This is a genomic window from Streptococcus sp. Marseille-Q5112, assembly GCF_916700555.1.
Classification (GTDB): Bacteria; Bacillota; Bacilli; order Lactobacillales; family Streptococcaceae; genus Streptococcus; species Streptococcus symci.
Genome location: NZ_CAKAKP010000002.1, coordinates 163474 through 184028 on the forward strand (window position 1 = coordinate 163474; position 20555 = coordinate 184028).

Annotated in this window: 19 protein-coding genes; 1 reads left to right on the plus strand and 18 read right to left on the minus strand. The window is 40.4% G+C overall.

Annotated elements, in window-relative coordinates:
* Positions 1–16: 16 nt before the first annotated feature.
* From mltG to LG372_RS02825, 11 genes are all read right to left on the minus strand, one after another.
* Positions 17–1723 carry an endolytic transglycosylase MltG gene (mltG, locus tag LG372_RS02775; protein ID WP_064276526.1) on the minus strand — a complete coding sequence of 569 codons (1707 nt, stop codon included), beginning with the start codon at positions 1721–1723 and terminating at the stop codon, positions 17–19.
* Positions 1724–1802: 79 nt separating this feature from the next.
* The gene (locus tag LG372_RS02780; RefSeq protein WP_225742063.1) at positions 1803–2297 is read right to left on the minus strand and encodes a GNAT family N-acetyltransferase; all 495 of its coding nucleotides are present in this window, start codon (positions 2295–2297) and stop codon (positions 1803–1805) included.
* Positions 2294–2761 (minus strand): GNAT family N-acetyltransferase, encoded by a 468-nt coding sequence (locus tag LG372_RS02785; protein ID WP_225742064.1) that lies wholly within the window; start codon positions 2759–2761, stop codon positions 2294–2296. Before LG372_RS02785 ends, LG372_RS02780 begins: the two co-directional genes overlap by 4 nt.
* A 9-nt stretch (positions 2762–2770) precedes the next feature.
* Positions 2771–4105: a UDP-N-acetylmuramate--L-alanine ligase gene (gene murC / locus LG372_RS02790; protein ID WP_020902223.1), complete on the minus strand. Its 1335-nt coding sequence runs from the start codon at positions 4103–4105 to the stop codon at positions 2771–2773.
* Between the two features lie 10 nt (positions 4106–4115).
* Positions 4116–4733 carry a cystathionine gamma-synthase gene (locus LG372_RS02795; RefSeq protein WP_225742065.1) on the minus strand — a complete coding sequence of 206 codons (618 nt, stop codon included), beginning with the start codon at positions 4731–4733 and terminating at the stop codon, positions 4116–4118.
* Between the two features lie 48 nt (positions 4734–4781).
* Positions 4782–7892 (minus strand): DEAD/DEAH box helicase, encoded by a 3111-nt coding sequence (locus tag LG372_RS02800; RefSeq protein ID WP_225742066.1) that lies wholly within the window; start codon positions 7890–7892, stop codon positions 4782–4784.
* A 92-nt stretch (positions 7893–7984) separates the two neighbouring features.
* Complete coding sequence (locus tag LG372_RS02805; protein WP_225742067.1) at positions 7985–9151, minus strand: MalY/PatB family protein; 1167 nt, start codon at positions 9149–9151, stop codon at positions 7985–7987.
* A 7-nt stretch (positions 9152–9158) separates the two neighbouring features.
* Complete coding sequence (locus LG372_RS02810; RefSeq protein WP_225742068.1) at positions 9159–10253, minus strand: cystathionine gamma-synthase; 1095 nt, start codon at positions 10251–10253, stop codon at positions 9159–9161.
* Positions 10254–10417: 164 nt separating this feature from the next.
* Positions 10418–10873 carry a hypothetical protein gene (locus tag LG372_RS02815; RefSeq protein WP_225742069.1) on the minus strand — a complete coding sequence of 152 codons (456 nt, stop codon included), beginning with the start codon at positions 10871–10873 and terminating at the stop codon, positions 10418–10420.
* Positions 10874–11185: 312 nt separating this feature from the next.
* On the minus strand, positions 11186–13144 hold the full coding sequence (locus tag LG372_RS02820) for a peptide ABC transporter substrate-binding protein (protein ID WP_225742070.1): 1959 nt from the start codon (positions 13142–13144) through the stop codon (positions 11186–11188).
* A gap of 203 nt (positions 13145–13347) precedes the next feature.
* Positions 13348–14970: a polysaccharide biosynthesis protein gene (locus LG372_RS02825; protein ID WP_225742071.1), complete on the minus strand. Its 1623-nt coding sequence runs from the start codon at positions 14968–14970 to the stop codon at positions 13348–13350.
* Between the two features lie 105 nt (positions 14971–15075).
* Here LG372_RS02825 and LG372_RS02830 point away from each other — a divergent pair, with 105 nt between their 5' ends.
* Positions 15076–16521 (plus strand): UDP-N-acetylmuramoyl-L-alanyl-D-glutamate--L-lysine ligase, encoded by a 1446-nt coding sequence (locus tag LG372_RS02830; protein ID WP_225742072.1) that lies wholly within the window; start codon positions 15076–15078, stop codon positions 16519–16521.
* 47 nt (positions 16522–16568) lie between these two features.
* Here LG372_RS02830 and LG372_RS02835 read toward each other — a convergent pair whose 3' ends face one another.
* The 7 genes from LG372_RS02835 to LG372_RS02865 all read right to left on the minus strand — a co-directional run bounded on the left by LG372_RS02835 (position 16569) and on the right by LG372_RS02865 (position 20554).
* Positions 16569–16760 carry a CsbD family protein gene (locus tag LG372_RS02835; RefSeq protein WP_049488510.1) on the minus strand — a complete coding sequence of 64 codons (192 nt, stop codon included), beginning with the start codon at positions 16758–16760 and terminating at the stop codon, positions 16569–16571.
* 101 nt (positions 16761–16861) lie between these two features.
* The gene (locus LG372_RS02840) at positions 16862–17512 is read right to left on the minus strand and encodes a DUF1803 domain-containing protein (RefSeq protein ID WP_115904144.1); all 651 of its coding nucleotides are present in this window, start codon (positions 17510–17512) and stop codon (positions 16862–16864) included.
* On the minus strand, positions 17496–18008 hold the full coding sequence (locus tag LG372_RS02845; RefSeq protein WP_225742073.1) for a YiiX/YebB-like N1pC/P60 family cysteine hydrolase: 513 nt from the start codon (positions 18006–18008) through the stop codon (positions 17496–17498). The genes LG372_RS02840 and LG372_RS02845 overlap by 17 nt, the downstream gene beginning before the upstream one ends.
* Positions 18009–18094: 86 nt before the next feature.
* Complete coding sequence (locus LG372_RS02850; protein ID WP_225742074.1) at positions 18095–19030, minus strand: manganese-dependent inorganic pyrophosphatase; 936 nt, start codon at positions 19028–19030, stop codon at positions 18095–18097.
* An 82-nt stretch (positions 19031–19112) separates the two neighbouring features.
* Positions 19113–19400: a GIY-YIG nuclease family protein gene (locus tag LG372_RS02855; RefSeq protein ID WP_033689123.1), complete on the minus strand. Its 288-nt coding sequence runs from the start codon at positions 19398–19400 to the stop codon at positions 19113–19115.
* Entirely contained in the window at positions 19390–20139 is a 750-nt protein-coding gene (locus tag LG372_RS02860) for a tRNA1(Val) (adenine(37)-N6)-methyltransferase (RefSeq protein WP_225742075.1), read from the minus strand. The genes LG372_RS02855 and LG372_RS02860 overlap by 11 nt, the downstream gene beginning before the upstream one ends.
* Positions 20140–20191: 52 nt before the next feature.
* Positions 20192–20554, minus strand: a complete 363-nt coding sequence (locus LG372_RS02865; RefSeq protein ID WP_000689605.1) for a S1 RNA-binding domain-containing protein — start codon at positions 20552–20554, stop codon at positions 20192–20194.
* Position 20555 lies beyond the last annotated feature (1 nt).

The following is a 20555-nucleotide window of genomic DNA, read 5'->3' on the forward strand; positions in this document are numbered from 1 at the left end:
TCTCATGTTTGTAGTCTTAGTTTGAACTACTATTTTGAGTAAGCTTGCTATTGACGTGCTCAGCTACATTACGATCATGTTCTTCCTGTGTCACTGCGTAATAGACTTTACCATCTGTAACATTGGCTACAAAGTATAGGTTCTCACTCTTAGTTTGATTGATACTTGCTTCAATCGCGTCCTGACTTGGGCTATCTACTGGACCAGGCATCAAACCAGGTTTTGTATAAACATTGTATGGTGAATTAATCGATGTATCAATTCCAGCATCGTCTGCTAGGCTGATATTTTGGCCAAGTTTGCCTTGAGCATACAAGATTGCGATATTGCTTTGTAGTGGCATACCAAGGTTCAAACGATTGTAGAAGACACCTGCAATCAACTTACGATCTTCAGTCTTAGCACCTTCTTTTTCAACAAGTGACGCAATTGTTAGCAATTCATTAACTGTCAAGTTCTTAGACTTAATTGCACTATAGTGCGGAGTCAAGGTCTTATCCATGGCTGCCAACATCTCATCAATCAAGCTTTCAATAGTCGTGCTTTCCTTGATAGAGTAGGTCGCTGGGAAAAGATAACCTTCCAAACGGTAACGAACTCCACTTTCTTTCGTTGGCAAGCTTTCAAGTAGGTTTGGATATTTAGCAGCTTCTTGACTGATAAAGTTGTCATCTTGCACTTTAGCTAAGAAAGCTTCCGCTGTCAAAGGTTCTTTAAATTCACCTTGTAATTGGCCTACAGCTTGGGCAATTTGATCAATGGTATATCCTTCTGGAATGGTCAAATCTGCAAGTGACGGTTCTTGAGGCTGAGCTGTACCACCTTTTTGTAGTTCCTTGATGATATCCTCTGTACTCATGCTCTTTTGCAAATTGTAATATCCAGCCTTCAAATCTGAATAATTCTTATATTTTGCATAGAAAGCAAAAATCACACCGTGTTTAATCACACCAGAATGCTCAAGAGTTGATCCGATTTCTTGGACATTTGATCCCTCTGGGATTTGAACCGTTACATATTCCTTAGAATTTGCATCAACTGGTAATAAAGATGATTGAACATACTGGTAACCGAAGTAACCACCTGCCGAAATCAAGACAAGGAAAATCAGTAGAGAAATGAAGAATGCCTTCAAATGTGATTTTTTCTTCTTAACTGGTTTAACTGTCTCACGGCGACTACGTCTAGGAACTGAACCTAGGCTATCTGCCGATTCAGCTGACTCAGATAGCTCATTATCCACTGCAGGAGTACTAACTTCTTCCTGTTGTCTACTTGTTTTATACGACACCGCAACCTTTGTTGGAATCTCGTTAAATTCTTTGTCTTCGTTAAGTTTTACAGGTTCTACTTTTGGTTGAACTGGCTCAAAAATAGGTTCTACAGGTTCAACTACAGGCTCAGCAGCCGCTTCAACTTTAGATTCTGCAACTTCTTCATTTGCTGCAATTTCATCCGAAATATCATTTGAACGTAACGGAACACTAGGAGCATTCTTTAATATTTGATCCACAACAGAAAGAGAATTAGCCATCAACTCTTCTGCTGAAGGTTCATGTTCCTGAGTTGAAGGAACTACTGAATCTTCTTGAGATGAAGGAGTTTCAAAACTTGTAATCTCGTTTTCTTGCTCACTTCTATCTTGTTTTTTTACTCTCTCTAAATCACGTAAAATTTGCTCTTTAAAGCTTAATTTTTCGTCTTCTCTTGTTTTTTCACTCAAAAGTTTATCCTCCTCGTTGACAATCCATAATATTATATCTTAAAAACGAAAGAAAAGCAACCTAGCATGCTTTTCTAGCTTATTTTTTAGCGTCCCAGACCATATCATACCATGTTTCTCCTGCAAAGGTTGATTGGGACTGGCCTTCATTGACAAATCCATGTTTTTCGTAGTAGGAGATGAGATAGTCATGACAGGTTAGGTTAATACCTTCTCTTTCGTGTTCAAGAGCCAACTCTTTCAAGGCTATTAGTAATTTCTGACCAAGTCCACGGCCCTGTGCTTCCTTGGCAATAGAGAGACAGGTCACAGAGATATAGCCACCCCGTTCATGACTATAGTCTTTTATGTCTTCTGTAAAAGACTGGTCTTGCAGATAGCGGTGAGGGGCAACTGGCCCTTCTATATACCCCATGATTCTGCCCTCTTTTTCTGCAACCAGAAAGGAGGTCTGAATTTCTCGCAAATGCGTCTCAAAAACAGAGCGAGGAATAGCTTCTTCAAGTGAGAAATTTTCTAGTTCAATCTCGACAATCCGATCCAAATCTTCTAATTTTGCTTGCCTGATCTTCATTGTACCTCCAGGTAAAAAGGATTAAACCAAATCATACTAAAACCTTGACTAGCTGCATAAAACGAATCTGTCTCTTCTTCATCAATAAAACCGTTCATTTCAAAATAGGATAGCAACTCATCAGGACTCTTCAAACGAATAGCTTTGTAATCCAGCTCAACCGCCACCTCTTTCAAGGCTGCAAGAAGAAGCGTGCCCAAGCCCTGTCTCTGATGGCCAGAGTCAATGACTAAAGAATGCATTTCTAGACATTGCGGATTATGTGGCTGAGGATCGCCTAGAACATAGCCCAGAAGCTGATTTTCATCCCTAGCTAGAAGAAAGGTATCCGCACACTTACGGATACTTTCTTCTAAAATATGGGAAGGTTGCTGATTTTCAGCTGGAAAAGATGAAGACTGAAGTGTCTCTATCTCAGCCAAATCAGACTTACTTGCCTGAATGATCTTAATTGGAATTTCCATAAGAATATCCTACTGAACATTGCTTGTCAAGTTGGACAAAAGACGCTCGAATGAATACTCATAGGTTTGGATATCTCCTGCTCCCATAAAGACATAGACAGCATTATCATGGTCTAGGAGTGGAGAAACATTTTCAACAGTGATCACTTGGTGTTTCTTATTGATTTTATTAGCTAGGTCTTCTACCTTAACATCACCATGGTCTACTTCACGAGCAGATCCATAAATTTGGGCTAGATAAACAGCATCCGCTTGGTTCAAAGCGTGGGCAAATTCGTCCAACAAAGCGATTGTTCTTGTAAAAGTATGCGGTTGGAAGACTGCAACAATTTCCTTGCTTGGGTATTTCTGACGAGCTGCATCCAAGGTTGCAATAATTTCTGTTGGATGATGGGCAAAGTCATCGATAATCACCGTGTCATTGACAATTTTCTCAGTGAAACGACGCTTAACACCGGCAAAAGTTTTCAGGTGTTCACGCACCAAGTTCAAATCAAATCCTGCTGTGTAAAGAAGACCAATAACGGCTGTCGCATTCATGATATTGTGACGACCAAAGGTTGGAATGTGGAATTGCCCCAATTCTTGACCACGGAAATGAACTGTGAAGGTTGAACCAGTTGTTGAACGAAGAAGATCACTAGCTACAAAGTCATTACCTTCTGCTTCAAAACCATAATAGTAGATTGGTGCATCAGACGTAATCTTACGCAATTCAGCATCTTCACCGTAGATAAACAAACCTTTGGTAATTTGTTTAGCATAGTCGTTAAAGGCATTGAAAACATCCTCTAGACTTGTGAAATAGTCTGGATGGTCAAAGTCAATGTTGGTGATAATAGAGTACTCTGGGTGGTAAGGCATGAAGTGACGCTCATATTCGTCAGATTCAAAGACAAAATATTTGGCATTGGCTGAACCACGACCGGTCCCGTCTCCAATCAAGAAGCTAGTATCTGTGATGTGAGACAAGACATGAGACAACATACCCGTTGTTGAAGTTTTTCCGTGCGCTCCAGCAACTCCCATGCTAACAAAGTCGCGCATAAAGCTACCTAGGAACTCATGGTAACGTTTGTAGCTAATGCCATTTTGGTCCGCATAGGCAATTTCGACGTTGTTATCTGGACGAAAGGCATTTCCAGCGATAATTTCCATATCACCGTCTAGATTCTTTTCATCAAAAGGAAGAATAGTAATCCCTGCCTGCTCAAGACCACGTTGAGTAAAGTAGTACTTTTCAACATCTGATCCCTGTACCTTATGCCCCATTTGGTGCAACATCAAGGCCAAGGCACTCATCCCTGATCCCTTAATTCCGATAAAATGATATGTCTTTGACATGTTTTCTCCCCTATTCCGTAATTCTTGTCAGATTCAACTCTTGGGCAACCTGACGTTCTTGTTCTTTTTGTTGATTCTTTTTATTGTAGATTTGGCTCTTCTTCAGAAAATCATAGTTGTTTTTCTTTGGACCTGAAGTTTCTTTTGGCTCAGATTGAGTCGAAATATTGCTCACTTCTTCCGCCAAAATGTAATGAGACTGAGTCAATTTTTGACTATATTTAACAAATTCACCAGGATTTTCCTTTTGGAAAGGCGCGGTAGGTTGATTGCCCTGTCTATCCAAACGTTGCTGAGAAGGGCGCCTTGTAGGAGTAATATCCTTAGTCAGATAACTTGCTGAGCGTTTCTTTTTCAAATCCGCACGCGCTTCTTCACGCGCCACCTCCGCATAGCTTTTTCCTTCTTTTTTTACTCCTAAGCCAGCCTTCTTAGGTTTCTCTACTTGCTTTTCAATCGGTTTGACTGGTTTTTCTTCAGTAATAGGGGCCCACTCCAGATAATTCTTATCACGGTATTCTCCCTTGATATTACTGATAAAGTCAGATTCATCATAGAGGTCCATAACCGGCATCTCAGTCAACATGATCTCATCATCTGACACCAATGGAAATCGTTCTTCTCTCATTTGTCTATTTCCTTTCAACACTTCATTATAGCGTATTGTCTTGATTTTTCAAGTGCTGGCTTCAGAAATTCCCAAAATTTCTCTAATTTCTGCTAGGGTCAGACTGCCACGTGACTCTGTGCCGTCCAATACTTGTGACACCAGATGTTTCTTTTGTTCTTGGAGTTCCTGGATTTTTTCTTCAATGGTTCCCTTGGTCACCAAGCGATAGACCTCAACCGTTTCTTCCTGACCCATCCGATGGGCGCGGCCAATAGCTTGCGCTTCCACCGCAGGATTCCACCAAAGGTCAACCAAGATCACTGTATCAGCACCTGTCAGGTTCAGACCGACACCACCAGCCTTAAGGGAAATCAGAAAGGCATCTCTTTCCCCTTGGTTAAAGGCCTTGGTCATGTCTTGTCTTTCCTTGGCTGGGGTCGAACCGGTAATTTTAAAGGAAGTCAAGCCCAAGTCTGGCAGTTCTTGTTCAATTTTCTCCAACATTCCCTTGAACTGTGAGAAAATCAAGACACGGTGTCCACCATCTGCCACCTGTACCAGCAAGTCTCGAAGACTATCCAGTTTACCACTGGCACCCTGATAATCTTCCATAAAGAGGGCAGGCGTATCACAGATTTGGCGCAAGCGCATCAGACCAGATAAAATTTCCACACGACTTCGCTGAAATTCCTGATCTGACACTTGAGCCAGACGGTCTCTCATCTGTTGCAACTGAGCTAGATAGATAGCCTTTTGCTGGTCTTCCAGTTCATTCTTATAAACCACTTCAATCAAGTCTGGCAATTCAGTCAGAACTTCTTCTTTCTTGCGCCGCATCACGAAAGGCTTGATAAACTGAGCTACTCGCTCAGCTGGTAATTTCATAAATTCTTTCTTGCTTGGCAAAAGTCCTGGCATGACGATTTGGAAAATAGACCACAACTCACCTAGATGATTTTCAATAGGAGTTCCTGACAAGGCAAAAACTGACGGCACCACAAACTGTCTCAAGGTCTGGGCAATCTTGGTCTGGGTATTTTTCATTACCTGAGCCTCATCTAAGAAAAGGAAGTCAAAGGCCATCCCTTGATAAAGCTCACTGTCCTGACGGAAGGTAGCATAGCTCGTCACATAGATTTGATGGCTTTCAGCAAGAATCTCTTCACGACTAGCTTTTAAGCCATGAACAACAGCTACATCCAACTGTGGGGCAAATTTCTGAAATTCATCTGCCCAGTTGTAAATCAAACCAGATGGCGCTAAAATCAAAATCCGACTTTCTTTTGTCACTTGACTGGTCAAAAAAGCAATGGTCTGCAGGGTTTTACCAAGTCCCATATCATCAGCCAAAATCCCACCAAAACCATAATAATGGAGCATTTGCAACCAACGAATTCCCTTTTCCTGATAATCTCGTAAATCAGCCTGAACCTGAGTTGCTTGCAAAGGAAAGTCCTCTGGATGCGTCAAATCCTGGGCCAGATTCTGGAATTCTTGTGAAAAAGAAACACGGTCTCGCCCTTCAAAAAGATGAGCTAAACTATAAGCCAAAGATTTTCGAGCCTGCAAGGCCCCATCTTTTAATTCAAACTGCCCCAGTTCCTGTAGATTTTGGCGAATTTTCTTGGTTTCTTCATCAAAAAAGTAGACTTGATTAGACGAATCAATATAAAAATCTTGATTGGCAACCAAGGCCTGCATGGCTTGATCAATTTCCTCTTGGGAAATATCTTGAAAATCAAACTGAATTTCCAAGAGACCTCCCTTGGAAGCAATTTGCACTTGAGGACTCGCTAGGCTATAAAGCTCTTCTAGTTTGTCTGATAAATCAACATTCCCGAGTTTTTCAAATACTGGAATGATTTCATGGAAGAAATGATAAACAGACTCCGCTTTTAAGGCCTGACGCCAAGATTGAAAATCTGCTTCAAAACCTGCAACCAAACAGACTTGGAAAATTCTTTCTTCTAAGTCAGCATCACTCGAAAAAGGTAATTCCTCTAGCTCTTGTCGGCTTGATACCTGCCTATCCCCATAATCAAACTGAATTTCTAAACGAATCCGATTGTCTTCTTCCCTATCAAAGTAAAAAGAGGGTTCAAAAGTTTTGATATGTAGACGTTCTGGAGCTGAAACGGTCCCCATCTGGCTAAAAAGAGTTAAACAGGAAGCCAATTTATCGCGGTCACTGCTATCAAATTGCAAGTATTTCTTTCCATGCTGATCCAAAGGCAACGCTTTGATTTCCTTGAGAAGACGTATCTGCTGGTCTGTTAGAAAATAAACCTGTCCTTTATGGAAAAGTACGGCTCCCTGATAAAAGACATTGACTCTAGGACTCTCACTGATTTCCATTTCAAAATAATCCGAGTATTCTTTTACTATAAAGGCAAATAGATTAGCACCCGCATGCAAATCCTGAAAAATCAGGGTTTGGTAGCTATCTACTTGATGGTCAAATTGAAAATGCGGCAAGGTCATCAGTAAATTCACACCCTGCTCAAAAAAGGTCAGAGGAAAAAAGAGATGCCGACCCTGGTTTTGGAAAAAAAGATCTGGACTAAGTCCTTCCTCCGTTAGTCCCCGCAAAAAAGCCAGAAGCTCTTGACTTGCCTCATCAAAGGCTTCCAAAGACAGAGATTCCTCATAAGTTTTTCCAATCATATAAGGTTTTCTCTTCTCGACGACTTTTAAAAAGAGCGGAATATCCCGAATGACATAGTATTTTTGACTATTGATTTGCCCGATTCTCAGGGTCCACAAGATATGGTTGCTTCCTGCTTCCACTTGTCCCACAGCCGATAATTCATAGGCACGTTCTGCTTTTGGAGACAAGATTCGGTCCAAAAATTTACCACCCAAGGTCACCTTGGTTTCAACGGCTTCTTTTTCTTCATGACCTTCTTCATGACCTTCTTCAAGACCCTGCAAGATTTCTTGGCCACGCTCATCATTTTTCAAAAAATGCTCCAGAGCTGCCAAATGCACACAGTAGCCCCTCTTTTGGAAAAAATCGCAGGCACAAAAAACCAAATCATCCTCTAAACTATAGCGCAGTTCTTCTTCTGCGACGCGAGCGTAGAGCCGATTATTCTTTTCCTTGATGATGTCAACTTTACCAGTTTCATAAAGGGCAACGCCTTCGATACGGACTTTCCCCGGAATCAATTTAGCCATATTTTTACCTTTACCTTATCTTTTTATTATACCATATTTTCCCCTATGAAAATAGCCTTCTAAGGATACTTTTCTCCTAGAAGGCTGGATTTTTAAAGTTTAGCAAAAGTGGTCACGATGCGTTGGCAAACCTCTTCTAGTACTGACTTCGGCATAGCTACATTGAGACGGGCATGGAGACTCCCTTCCTCTCCAAAATCCAAACCACGGTTGAGGATAACCTTGGCTTCATTTCTCAACAGCTCTTGCAATCTTTCATCAGTCAGGTCATAGGCTGAAAAATCAAGCCAAATCAAGTAGGTTCCTTGCGGCTTCATGACCTTGATTTTAGTCTCTTTTCCAAATAAATCTACCACATAATTAATATGGTATTCAAAGACTTGCTTGAGTTCCTCTAGCCAATCCTTCCCATAGCGATAAGCAGCTTCTGTCGCCAGATAACCCAAGCCTGAAATTTCATGTTGATTATTAGTCAACTGGCGTTTCTGGTAAGCCACTCTCAACTTAGGATTTTCAATGACTGCATAGGAATTTTTTGTTCCAGCGATGTTAAAAGTTTTAGTAGCACTGCTTAAGACGATAGCAAATTCTTTAAAGGCAGGATTAATGGTATTGAAAGAATGGTGTTTGTGACCAAAGAGGGCCAAATCTTGGTGAATCTCATCTGAAACCAAGAAAACACCATGTTTTTGACAGAGCTGGCCAATCTTCTCCAACACTTCCTTTTCCCACACACGTCCACCAGGATTATGAGGGTTGCAGAGGATATAGAGTTTCACATCCTCTTCTACCAAATCCTTCTCCAATTGGTCAAAGTCAATCTCAAACAGACCATCCTTTTCCACCAAAGAATTGGTAATCAATCTGCGGTTATTCAACTTGACACTGCGAGCAAAAGGTGGGTAAACTGGTGTGTTAATCAGAACTGCCTCGCCTTCTTTTGTAAAGGCTTGAATAGCTGTTGAGATGGCTGGTACCACACCCTCGATAAAGACAAGAGCTTCTTTGTCAAAGTGATACCCATGTTGTGTAGCTTCCCACTTTTGAACTTCCTTAATTAACTCTTCACTGGCATAGGTATAACCATAAACCAGTTGATCAGCGTAAGTTTGCACGGCTTGACGGATTTCAGGCAAGACTACAAAGTCCATATCCGCTATCCAAGCTGGTAGGACTTCACTATCCGTTTCTGCTTCTTTCCATTTATAGGTATGGTGCCCTAAACGATTGGGCAGGCTTGTAAAATCATATTTTCCCATCTTTATCTTATCCTTCTAAGGCTTGGCGCAAATCTGCAATCAAATCTCTAGCATCCTCAATCCCAATAGACAAACGTAAGAGGTCATCTGTCAAACCATAAGAATGGCGCACTTCTGCTGGAATATCAGCGTGAGTTTGCGTCGTTGGATAAGTAATGAGACTTTCTACCCCACCTAAACTTTCCGCAAAAGAGAAGACCTTAAGACTGTTCAAAATGTGAGGAATACGTGTTTCATCGGCTACTTTAAAGGAAATCATGCCTCCACGACCAGTGTAGAGAACTTCCTTAACTGCTAGAGAATCCTTCAAAAAGGCAACCACTTCTTGGGCGTTAGCTGTTGAGCGCTCCATACGAAGAGACAAGGTCTTGAGACCACGAATCAATTGATAACTGTCAAATGGAGACAAGACTGGCCCTGTCGTATTGAGATTGTAAAAGAGCTTCTCGTATAGTTCTAAACTATTGGTCACAACCACTCCAGCCAAAACATCATTGTGACCTGCTAGATACTTGGTTGCTGAATGGAGAACGATATCTGCTCCATCTTCAATCGGACGTTGGTAGATAGGGCTGTAGAAGGTATTGTCTACCACCACTTTGGCACCCTTAGCATGAGCTAATTTTGCTAGTTTTTCGATATCAAATTCCAACATCAAGGGATTGGTTGGGGTTTCGATATAGAGAACATCCACATCCTTTTCTAACTCGGCAATCAACTCTTCTTCTGTATTGGCATAGGTAAAATGGAAACGGCCTTCTTGCTCCACTTGGTTGAACCAGCGGAAAGAACCACCATAAAGGTCACGGACAGCCAAGACCTTACTTCCTACTGGAAAGACGCTAAAGGCCAGTACAATAGCTGACATACCTGAGCTAGTCGCTAGGGCATAGTCTGCTGACTCAATAGCCGCCAAGACTTCTTCCGCCTTACTGCGAGTTGGGTTTTTGGTGCGCGTATAGTCAAATCCAGTAGACTGACCAAACTCTGGGTGCTGATAAGTCGTCGAAAAATGAATCGGTGTCACCAAAGCTCCTGTCGCTTCATCTGATTTGATACCCGCCTGGGCCAAAATTGTGTTAATGTGTAATTCCTTGCTCATACAATACCTCCAAATCTATAGTAACTATTGTACCACTTATTTTCATCAACTCATTTTCTTCTTTTCAAGAGCTAGTTATAGTTTCAAACTATATACTTATCGAGTAAAGCTAAAAAGAATCCAGAAAAGCTTCTAGATTCTTTTGTGACGATGATTGCTAGGCCTTACTTAGACTGAAAGAAATCGTGTTGGGCTAAATAGTCATAATGCTCTTTATTAAATTGATATTGACCCACATGCTGACCAATCTGACCGACATCCACGGAAAAAATATAGTCTTCATTTTGATAATGCCAATTAAATCTAACTGTATTCAAGACTGTCTGATAAGTAAAATCTTTAACATCATCCCAAGACATCTCAAAGACTTGATTAGAACGATTTTCAGTTACATCACTGATGTCCATCAAGTAGATTCCCTTAGGTGTGAATGCCAGAATCTTAGGCTTCACACTCGACTGAACATAGTAGGAACCGCCTATAATGAAAAAATCAATAAAGGATTTCAACCATGTCTTTTTCTTAAAAGCCATCAGAAAATTCTTTTGCCCTTCAATGCGACAACTTGAAAGAAATGATGCAATCTGTTTTTCTGTCGCAAACTCCATAATAGCACCCATGATGACACCTCCATAACGATTAGTAAATAGGCAGATAAGAACTCTTCACATAAAAGAAGAACTTATCATTTGTTGCGTTTTATCTTACTTTTTAGTAGACAGTATCCCTCCTATAAAATTAATTTAATCTATGTATCCTCAATTAGCTATGAGAGACCTTCGAAAATAACTTTTCGCAACTTTTATTATATTCATTATATCATAAATCTGATAAACAATTTAAAAAATGTAAGCACTTTTCTTCCAACTTCGCTATCATTCTATTAAAAAACGACAGCTTCTTTCGAAACTATCGTTTTTCTTGAAAAATCCTTATTTGACATGTTTTGCCAATTCTTCTTGGGCTTTTTTATTAGATTCTTCTTTTTCTTTCAACCATTTTTCTTTAGCTTTTTCATATTCATCTTTTGTGACTGTTTTATCTTGTACTTTGAGGTATTTATATGATTCAATACCTTTATTACCAGCTAATGAATATGGTTCTGAGAAAGGAACTGTTTTTCTCAATACTGGTGTTCCCCCCTTAGAAATATTTGGAATCGCTAAAGCGCTATCTACCAACCATGCTTGGATCTCAGCATACTTTTCATAGCGTTTTGCAAGATCTTGCTCCTTATTGGCTTCTTCCAGCATTTGAGTGTAGATATCCAGTCCAACAGCCTTAGCCTTATCATTAGATTCACCAGGCTCTATACCCAGATTTTGCAACACTCCACCGCTCTTCACATTGAAAATATCAAGATAAGTTGATGGATCTTGATAGTCAGATCCCCAACCACCGTTGTAAAGATCATAATCCTTCTGAGCTGCTGTCTGAGCCAAATAGCTTGTATTGTCATAATCTTCAGTAGTGAGTTGTTGAATATCAATTACAACGTTCTCTGCACCTAAGGCTGCTTCAATAGATTGTTTCATAGAATTTGCCTCTTGGACACCCTTTTTAGCAGCTTGGTCAACTGTCATGTCCAAGTGAATAGGGAATTGGACTCCTTTAGCTTGGAGTTCTTTCTTAGCTTCAGCAAATTTGGCTTTAGCTTTTTCAGCATTGTAGTATGGATCCTGGGCATCCGCAAAGTTGATTCCTTGCCATTCCTTACCATAATTGACCATCTTAGAGGCTACTACTTCACCAAAGTCTTTTCCGTTGATACTTACAAAATTTGGAGGAACAACCAAGTTACGCAAAATCTTAGTTGCACCATCTTCTCCCTGAGATTGAGCCCCGTAAGCTGTACGATCATAGGCAAAGTTGATGGCTTGACGGAAGTTTTTGTTAAGAACCGCTTCTTGAGTCGATTTCTTCTCAGCATCACTTGTTTTTGAAGTGAATTTATAAGATTTTCTATCTAGGTTAAAGTTTAAGAAGTAAGAAGTAGCATCTTGCAAGCTATAGATGATATTGTCCTTATTCTTCTCTTTAATCCCTTCAAAGCTTGAACTATTTGGATAAAGACGAGCGTAGCTATAAGCCCCCTCGACAAAGTTACGAGCCAGTGCATCTTGGTCACTACCATCATAATAGGCCAATTTCACATCATCTACAAAGACATTTTTAGCATCCCAGTAGTTAGGATTTTTCTTGAATTCGATGACAGATTTTGAAACAAAGGATTTCATCAAGAAAGGTCCATTGTACAAAATGCTAGATGGGTCTACCTTGCCAAAATCATCCCCTTTTGATTTCAAGAAATCTGCATTGACTGGGAAGAGAATGGTTGAAGTTGTTTTTGAGTTCCAATAAGATTCTGGTCGTGTCAAGGTATATTGAACAGTTTGGTCATCAAGAGCCTTAACTCCGACAGTTGAAAAGTCTGTTGTTTTACCAGTGATATAGTCATCTAAACCAGCAACGGATTCTTGCACTAAGTACAAGGCTTCTGATTTTTTATCAGCTGCATATTTCAAACCAGTTACAAAATCTTGGGCAGTTACAGGAGCATATTCATCTCCATCTGCAGTATACCATTTAGCGTCTTTACGCAGTTTGTAGGTATAGGTCAAACCATCCTTAGATACACTCCAATCCTCAGCCAAGGATGGGATATAGTTCCCATACTGGTCATTTTCCATGAGCCCATCTACCAAATTAACCACGATATCATTGGTTGTTGCACGGTTTTCTGCTAGATAATTCAAACTAGATGGATCACTAACATAGACATAGTTATATGTTTTTGACCCTGTGCTAGAATTCCCACACGCGCTTAATAAAATACCTGCACTTAACACGACACCTGCAAGTGCTGCATACTTGGCTTTAGACTTTTTCATCTCCAGAACCTCCTGATTTAAATATTTGTCTTATTATACAACTTGAGTTTTATTTAGTCAATAGATTTTTAAGTAAAATTTAAGAAAAATTAAATTACCATCTACAAACTTTAGTTATTATTCTACAAATTAATAAAAAGAGAATAATTCAAGCATTTCATGATAGAAATGTTCAAATTATCCCTTTTATTTATAAATATTTTTTAAGTTAACTTTAATTTGATTCGTAAGCGATCTGCTTGGGCTTTTCCAATCACCTTATCCAATAAACGGGTACGGAGGCTCATAATTCCATAAACTCCTCCACCCATGGCACCGATAAGAGTTACATATAGAAAACTCCACAAACGTCCACTTGGTTGGAAGACAAATCCCAGTACCCACTGAATAGCGCCTACACCGATGAACATAACAAAAGTCAACAAACTGATTAAAATCGTTCTCCTAAATACCACATTACCTCTCATTCCTGTTACCCTACATAGTTCACGATAAATGAATATAATAGGGATGATAAGAGCGATTGATGTTGAAATCAAAGGACCATAACTGTGAAAAAGATAAATTGTTGGTAATTGCAAGACTAGCTTAGCAACCGAACCATAGAAAAAGTAACGGATTGCTTTACGGTTATGGAACATAGCCTGAAGCATTGGCGACAAAACCATATATACACCCAAAATGGTTGACTGTAAGACTGCAAAGATAAACAAACCTAATGCCAAACCATCTGGCTTCCCGTAAAATATGGTATAAATAGGTTCACCGACCATGACCACTCCCACAGTTGCAGGAAAAAGAAACAATAGAAGCATAGTTAGATTATCTTGAATCAATTTAGAGGCAGACCTCAAATCACCTTTCACATAGTTTTCGGTCAAAAGTGGCAAGCCTACACCACCAATCGAAACTCCTAAGGAAATCAAAATCATAGTGATTTTATTAGGATTGGCTGAGAAATAAGAAAACATGACAACCAAGTCTTCATTACTATAGTTGGTAAACCAGCTCATACTATTGATAAAGGTCATCTGATCTAAAATCTGGAAAAGCTGGATAGCAGACCCTGTCAAAATAAAAGGAATGGCTTCCTTAATGGTATCGATCAAAAGACGCTTACTATTAATCTTATCTCCTGTTTCAAGGACTCTTTTAAGTAATCCTTCTTTGGCAAGGAAATAGATCAAAACTGCAAAACTAGCTACCATGCCGACAAAGGCAGCAAAGGTGGATTGGGTAACCGCTACTAGATAATCTCCTGAGCCCATTTTCATAATCATAAAGGTAGCTAAGAGCATCCAGATAACACGAATGACCTGCTCAGCAATTTGGCTCATGGCATAAGGTTTCAGGTTATTCATCCCTTGGAAGAAACCTCGGATGACACTCATAGATGGGAAAATCAAGACTGCCCAAGCCAAGCTCTGCATGATTGGGATCAGGTCTTTCCCTACACCCGACAAATCTGCTAGCCAAGGAGCAAAGATATACAAGACTAGTGCAAAAACAAGACCTAATCCAGTCATAAAGCCTAAAAAGCTCCGAATCAGGGCAAAGCTATGCTCTTCTTCTCGCATGGTATTGTACTTGGCAACTTGCTTGGCCACCGCAACTGGAATACCTGCTGTTGAAATCAGCAAGAACCATGCATAGATATTGTATCCCATGGTAAAGAGACCATTTGCTGTAGCCGCATAAGACCCCATCCAGATATACCAAGGGATAATATAAATGGCACCGAGTAGACGACTGATAAAGTTACTAGCCGTTAGCCAAGCAGTCCCCCGTAACATCTGGGCCTGCTGGTGATTGTTTTCGTTAGACATAGATTCCTCATTTTATTTTAATCACTAGGAAAAATTCCTCATCTTCCATTATAAACTTTTCCTTGTCACTTGTAAATTTACGACTTTCGGTTTACAATAGAAAGTATGATTAAGATTGAAACCGTATTAGATATTTTAAAGAAAGATGATCTTTTCCGTGAGATTATCGACCAAGGACATTATCACTACAACTACAGCCATGTCATATTTGACACCATCTGCTATGACAGTCGCAAGGCTAAAGAAAAGAGCCTCTTTTTCGTTAAAGGTGCTGCCTTTAAGAAGGAATTTCTGATTTCTGCCATCTCTCAAGGCCTCGCTTGGTATGTGGCTGAAAAAGACTATGAAGTTGGTATTCCTGCTATTATCGTCAGTGATATCAAGAAAGCCATGAGTTTGGTAGCTATGGAATTTTATGGTAATCCACAGAAAAAACTCAAACTCCTTGCCTTTACTGGTACTAAGGGTAAGACAACAGCAGCCTACTTCGCCTATAACATTTTATCTCAAGGGCATCGACCTGCTATGCTCTCGACCATGAACACAACTCTAGATGGCAAGACTTTCTTTAAGTCTACATTAACAACCCCTGAGAGTATTGACCTCTTTGACATGATGAATCAAGCCGTGCAAAATGACCGTACTCACCTCATCATGGAGGTATCCAGTCAGGCCTATCTGGTCAAACGTGTCTATGGTCTAACCTTTGATGTGGGAGTTTTCCTCAATATCAGCCCCGACCATATCGGCCCGATTGAACACCCTAGCTTTGAAGACTACTTCTACCACAAACGTCTCTTGATGGAAAATAGCCGAGCAGTCATCATTAACAGTGACATGGACCACTTTTCTGTCTTGAAAGAACAAGTTGAATATCAAGACCATGATTTTTATGGTAGCCAGTCTGAAAACCAAATTGAGAATTCCAAAGCCTTTAGTTTTTCAGCTACGGGTAAACTCGCTGGAGATTATGATATCCAACTAATTGGACACTTCAACCAAGAAAATGCCGTTGCTGCTGGACTTGCTTGTCTCCGTCTCGGAGCTAGTCTTGAAGACATCAAAAAAGGAATCGCTGCAACCCGTGTTCCGGGTCGTATGGAAGTCCTCACTCAGAAAAACGGAGCCAAGGTTTTCATCGACTATGCCCACAATGGTGATAGTCTCAAAAAACTAATCAAGGTTGTAGAAACTCATCAAACTGGAAAGATTGCTCTGGTTCTCGGTTCGACAGGAAACAAGGGAGAAAGCCGTCGTAAGGACTTTGGCCTCCTCCTTAATCAACACCCTGAGATTCAAGTTTTTCTGACTGCTGATGACCCTAACTATGAAGACCCAATGGCCATTGCAGATGAAATTAGTAGCTACATCAATCATCCTGTTGAAAAAATTGCGGATCGCCAAGAAGCCATCAAGGCAGCGATGGCTATCACAAATCACGAATTAGATGCAGTTATTATTGCTGGTAAGGGAGCCGATTGCTACCAAATCGTCCAAGGTAAGAAAGAAGCCTATCCAGGAGATGCAGCCGTCGCAGAAAATTATTTATAAGATAGTAAAAAAATCAAGGGAAATGAAACCCTTGATTTTTTCTATTTTTATTTAAAAGCGTTTTTCAAACCTTCAACGGCACCTTCTACAGCATCTTTAGCATCTTCAACTACTTCTTTTGCCTTAGCAACTGTCTTTTCTACAGCGCCTTCTGCTTCAGTCTTACCATCTCCAGTAACTTTACCAAATCCTTCTTTGATAGCGCCTGTTGCTTGTTCCAATTTGTTTTCAAGTGACATATGATTGTCTCCTTTAGTTTTATTCCGATATGTGTTACCGGTTATATATAGTTTATACCGAATACTAAGGAAAGTCAAACAATGTGCTCAGAAACCAGAAATCAGTCCAAGTAGAAAGTTAATCTTTCCTTATCAAAATCGACGGCCAACTCATACTTTCCATCTTCCTTGTGGACAATATAACCTAGGACAACTAAACTGTCCACAAAGATATCACGACGTTTCTGCATCAGTTGATCTTTTTTGAGAAATTTTAGCAAAAAAGTCGTCATATATTTGAGAGCATACTCAGGATTGACATCTCCCAAAATGTCATAGAGTTCCTGCTGTTTTTCTGTCAAAGGATACTGATGTTTGACCTTGTAGAAATAATTGGACAGGGTCATTTTTGATCTCGCAAAGTCCGTCTTTTCAACTAAAATAGCTGCATTGGTTTGATTTCGTAATTCCGTCTCAAAACTCTGCTCTAACAAGGCTTGATAGGCCAGACTATATTCGCTGACAAAAATCTCTTGATCCAGTTCAAGACTATCAAGTGACTCCAGCATTGGAAGATTAAGGTAATAGCGCTTATTTTCCCGACGAATCAAGCCTGCCTTTATATACTCTTCCATGAGTTTATCAACTGCCACATCTGGAAATTGAGCCTTAATTTCTCTCAAAATAACATCATCATGCTGGTCCAGATAGCGAATCAATTCTCCAAAAAATGGCTGTCTCGTCAAACGAGATGGATTAAAAATCTGAATCATGAAGATTCCTTTCTTTACATTCTAACAGAGGCGATGCTGCCAACTGACTGGGATTGGTCCCAGCTTGGTTCAGAGGAACAGGCAAGCCTAGTTCTCTGTAATACTCTCTCCAAAAGTCACTAATCTCCTGCTCCCCATCCCCAAATTTCATGGGAATGGTTTCAAAAATCGGTAGGATTTCTGCCATATACTGGGAACAGTAGAAACCAGTTCCATCTGGATAGAAAGAAGCATTATAAGGAGCTCCCAGATGTCTACAAGCTCTTTCCTTCACAGATTGGATATCCATTTCTGGGTAGATATAAATATCGTACAAATGATTGGATTCAAAGAAATCTGCCGGTTCCTGACAGACCACACCAAATTCTCCACTAGCATGGTAAATCATTCCATCCAAATAAATGGCAACATGGCTATAGTTACCTGTTGAAGTCTGGATGGCCTGTCCCATGTCCGACTCATCTCTCACAAAAATCAAATCGCCATTTTCTAACATGCTTCACTCCTAGAAAAAAAGGAGCCGAAACTCCTTTCGATATAAGGCAAACTAGCCTTTCCTAATTTGAATTGATAACCAAAATCTTAAGCATTAAAGCTTTCAGTCAATTGAGGTACCACTTGTTTCTTACGTGAAACGGCACCAGCAAGGAAAGCATGGTTGTCTTCAAGTTTGAAGTTGAAAGCTGCTTCAACCTTGTCCATGTTAGCACCAAGTGCTAGGATTTCTGAGTTTGAGTTGACGATATCTGTAATCATCAAGACAAAGTCAGAGTAGCCGTTTGCTGTGTTGGCAGCTTGCATTGCAGCTTCGATTTCTGCTTGACGTTCCAAAACTTCAGCGATGTCAACTGTGTTTACTTGGGCAACACGAACATTGTTTCCGTTCAATTCAAAAGTTTTAGCATCGATGTCAATCAATTCGTCAGCAGATTTGCTGGCCAAGTTAGTACCTGCCTTCAACATTGCAAGACCATATTCTTCCAAGTTCACACCAGCCAATTCAGCCAATTCAGGAGCAATAACCTTATCTGTTGGGTGTGTTGTTGGTGATTTCAAAAGAAGGGTATCTGAAATCAAACCTGAAAGCATCAAACCAGCAATCTCTTTAGGTACAGCTACACCATGTTCTTTGAACATACGGTAAACGATTGAAGACGCTGACCCAACTGGCTCCAAACGCATGTAGAGTGGGCTTGCAGTTTCAAAGTTAGCCACACGGTGGTGGTCTACAACACCATAAACTTCTACTTCAGCGATATCTGATACAGATTGTTGGAATTCATTGTGGTCAGTTAGGATAACTTGCTCTGCACCTTCTGCTTTGGCAGAAGTGATAACACGCGGTGCTTCTACACCAAAATAGTTCAAGACAAAGGCTGTTTCTTCATTTGGAGTTCCAAGTGCAACAGCTTCCGTATCCAAACCGTAAGCTTCTTTTGCAAGGTAGGCAAAGGCTACAGATGACCCGATGGCATCTGAGTCTGGATTTTGGTGACCAAATACTAGAATCTTAGACATGATAATACCTCATTTTGTTTATTCTCTTTATTGTAGCATTTTTTTCGCTTTTTGACAAAAGTAAGAGGAGTCAAAGGACTCCTCACGATTCTTCAAAATAACTGAGTAAATTTCTATCTTGATTTTCAGATAAAAATCTTTCCTTCTGTGGCCTCTTCTTACGCTTGAGAAGGGCTTCTGCCGACATGGCTTCTTCCTTACTGGCAAAACCTTGAGCATAGATGAGTTTGACTGGCAATCGTGCTCGTGTATATTTGGCTCCCTTCCCACTATTGTGGACAGCGAGGCGTCTTCTCACATCAGTCGTATAGCCTGTATAGTAAGATCCATCACGACACTCCAGCACGTACATATAAGCCTTATGATCCATAATAAATCTCTTCGAGTTCCGGCGTATAAGAGCCATCATCATTGTGGACAATGAGAGGTGGCAAAACCTTAAAGCCACTTGTCGAGCCATCCTTGATAGCCTCAATCAAGAGCATATTGGCTTCCTTTTCTCTTTTTGGATAAACAAACTGCAGGCGCTTAGGGGCTAGATTATGCCGTTGTAAGCTGTCCAAGATATCTAAAAGCCGATCAGGACGATGAACCATGGCCAAGCGTCCATTCGATTTAAGAATACTCTGGGCACTACGACAGATTTCCTGCAAATTGGTCGTGATTTCATGGCGCGCCAAGAGATAATGTTCACTCTCGTTCAGATTGGAATGAGGATCCACCTTGAAATAGGGTGGATTACACAAAATCATATCCACCTTACTTCCCTGGATGTAAGCAGGCATATTTTTCAAATCATCACAGATGACCTCCATTTGCTTTTCTAAACCATTCAAACGGACAGAGCGTTCAGCCATATCCGCCAAACGCTCCTGAATCTCAACAGCCAAAATCTGTGCCTGAGTCCGAGTGCTAGCAAATAGCCCCACTGCTCCATTCCCAGCACAGAAATCCACAATCAAGCCCTTCTTAGGAAAACGTGGAAAACGTGACAAGAGAATACTATCCACCGAATAGCTAAAAACCTCTCTATTTTGAATGATTTTAATATCTGTCGAAAAGAGCTGGTTAATGCGCTCTCCTGATTTTAATAATTGTTCTTCTTCCATGGTCCTATTATAACAAATTTATATTAACATTACAAAAGATAGAAATTTCTAACTAGTGCTTCTGATTCTTCAAATGTTGAAGGGCCTCCTTGGTCCAAATTGGCATCATTCGTTTAAGAGGCGCAAAGCCGTAGTTAAAACGGTCGCTTGAAAAACGTCTCCGTCTCGGAAACTGGTGCTTTTCTTCCTCCAAAGTGCGGATAGAAAGGCTGGCTTTCCCTGTAAATTCATCTAAATCCACTACTTGAACCTGAACCTCTTCATCGACTTTCAAGGCTTCCTGGATATTTTCAATAAAACCTGTCCGAATCTCTGAAATGTGAATCAGCCCCGTATCACCCGTTTCTAGCTCAACAAAGGCACCGTAGGGCTGAATCCCTGTAATACGACCCTTTAGCTTATCACCGATTTTCATC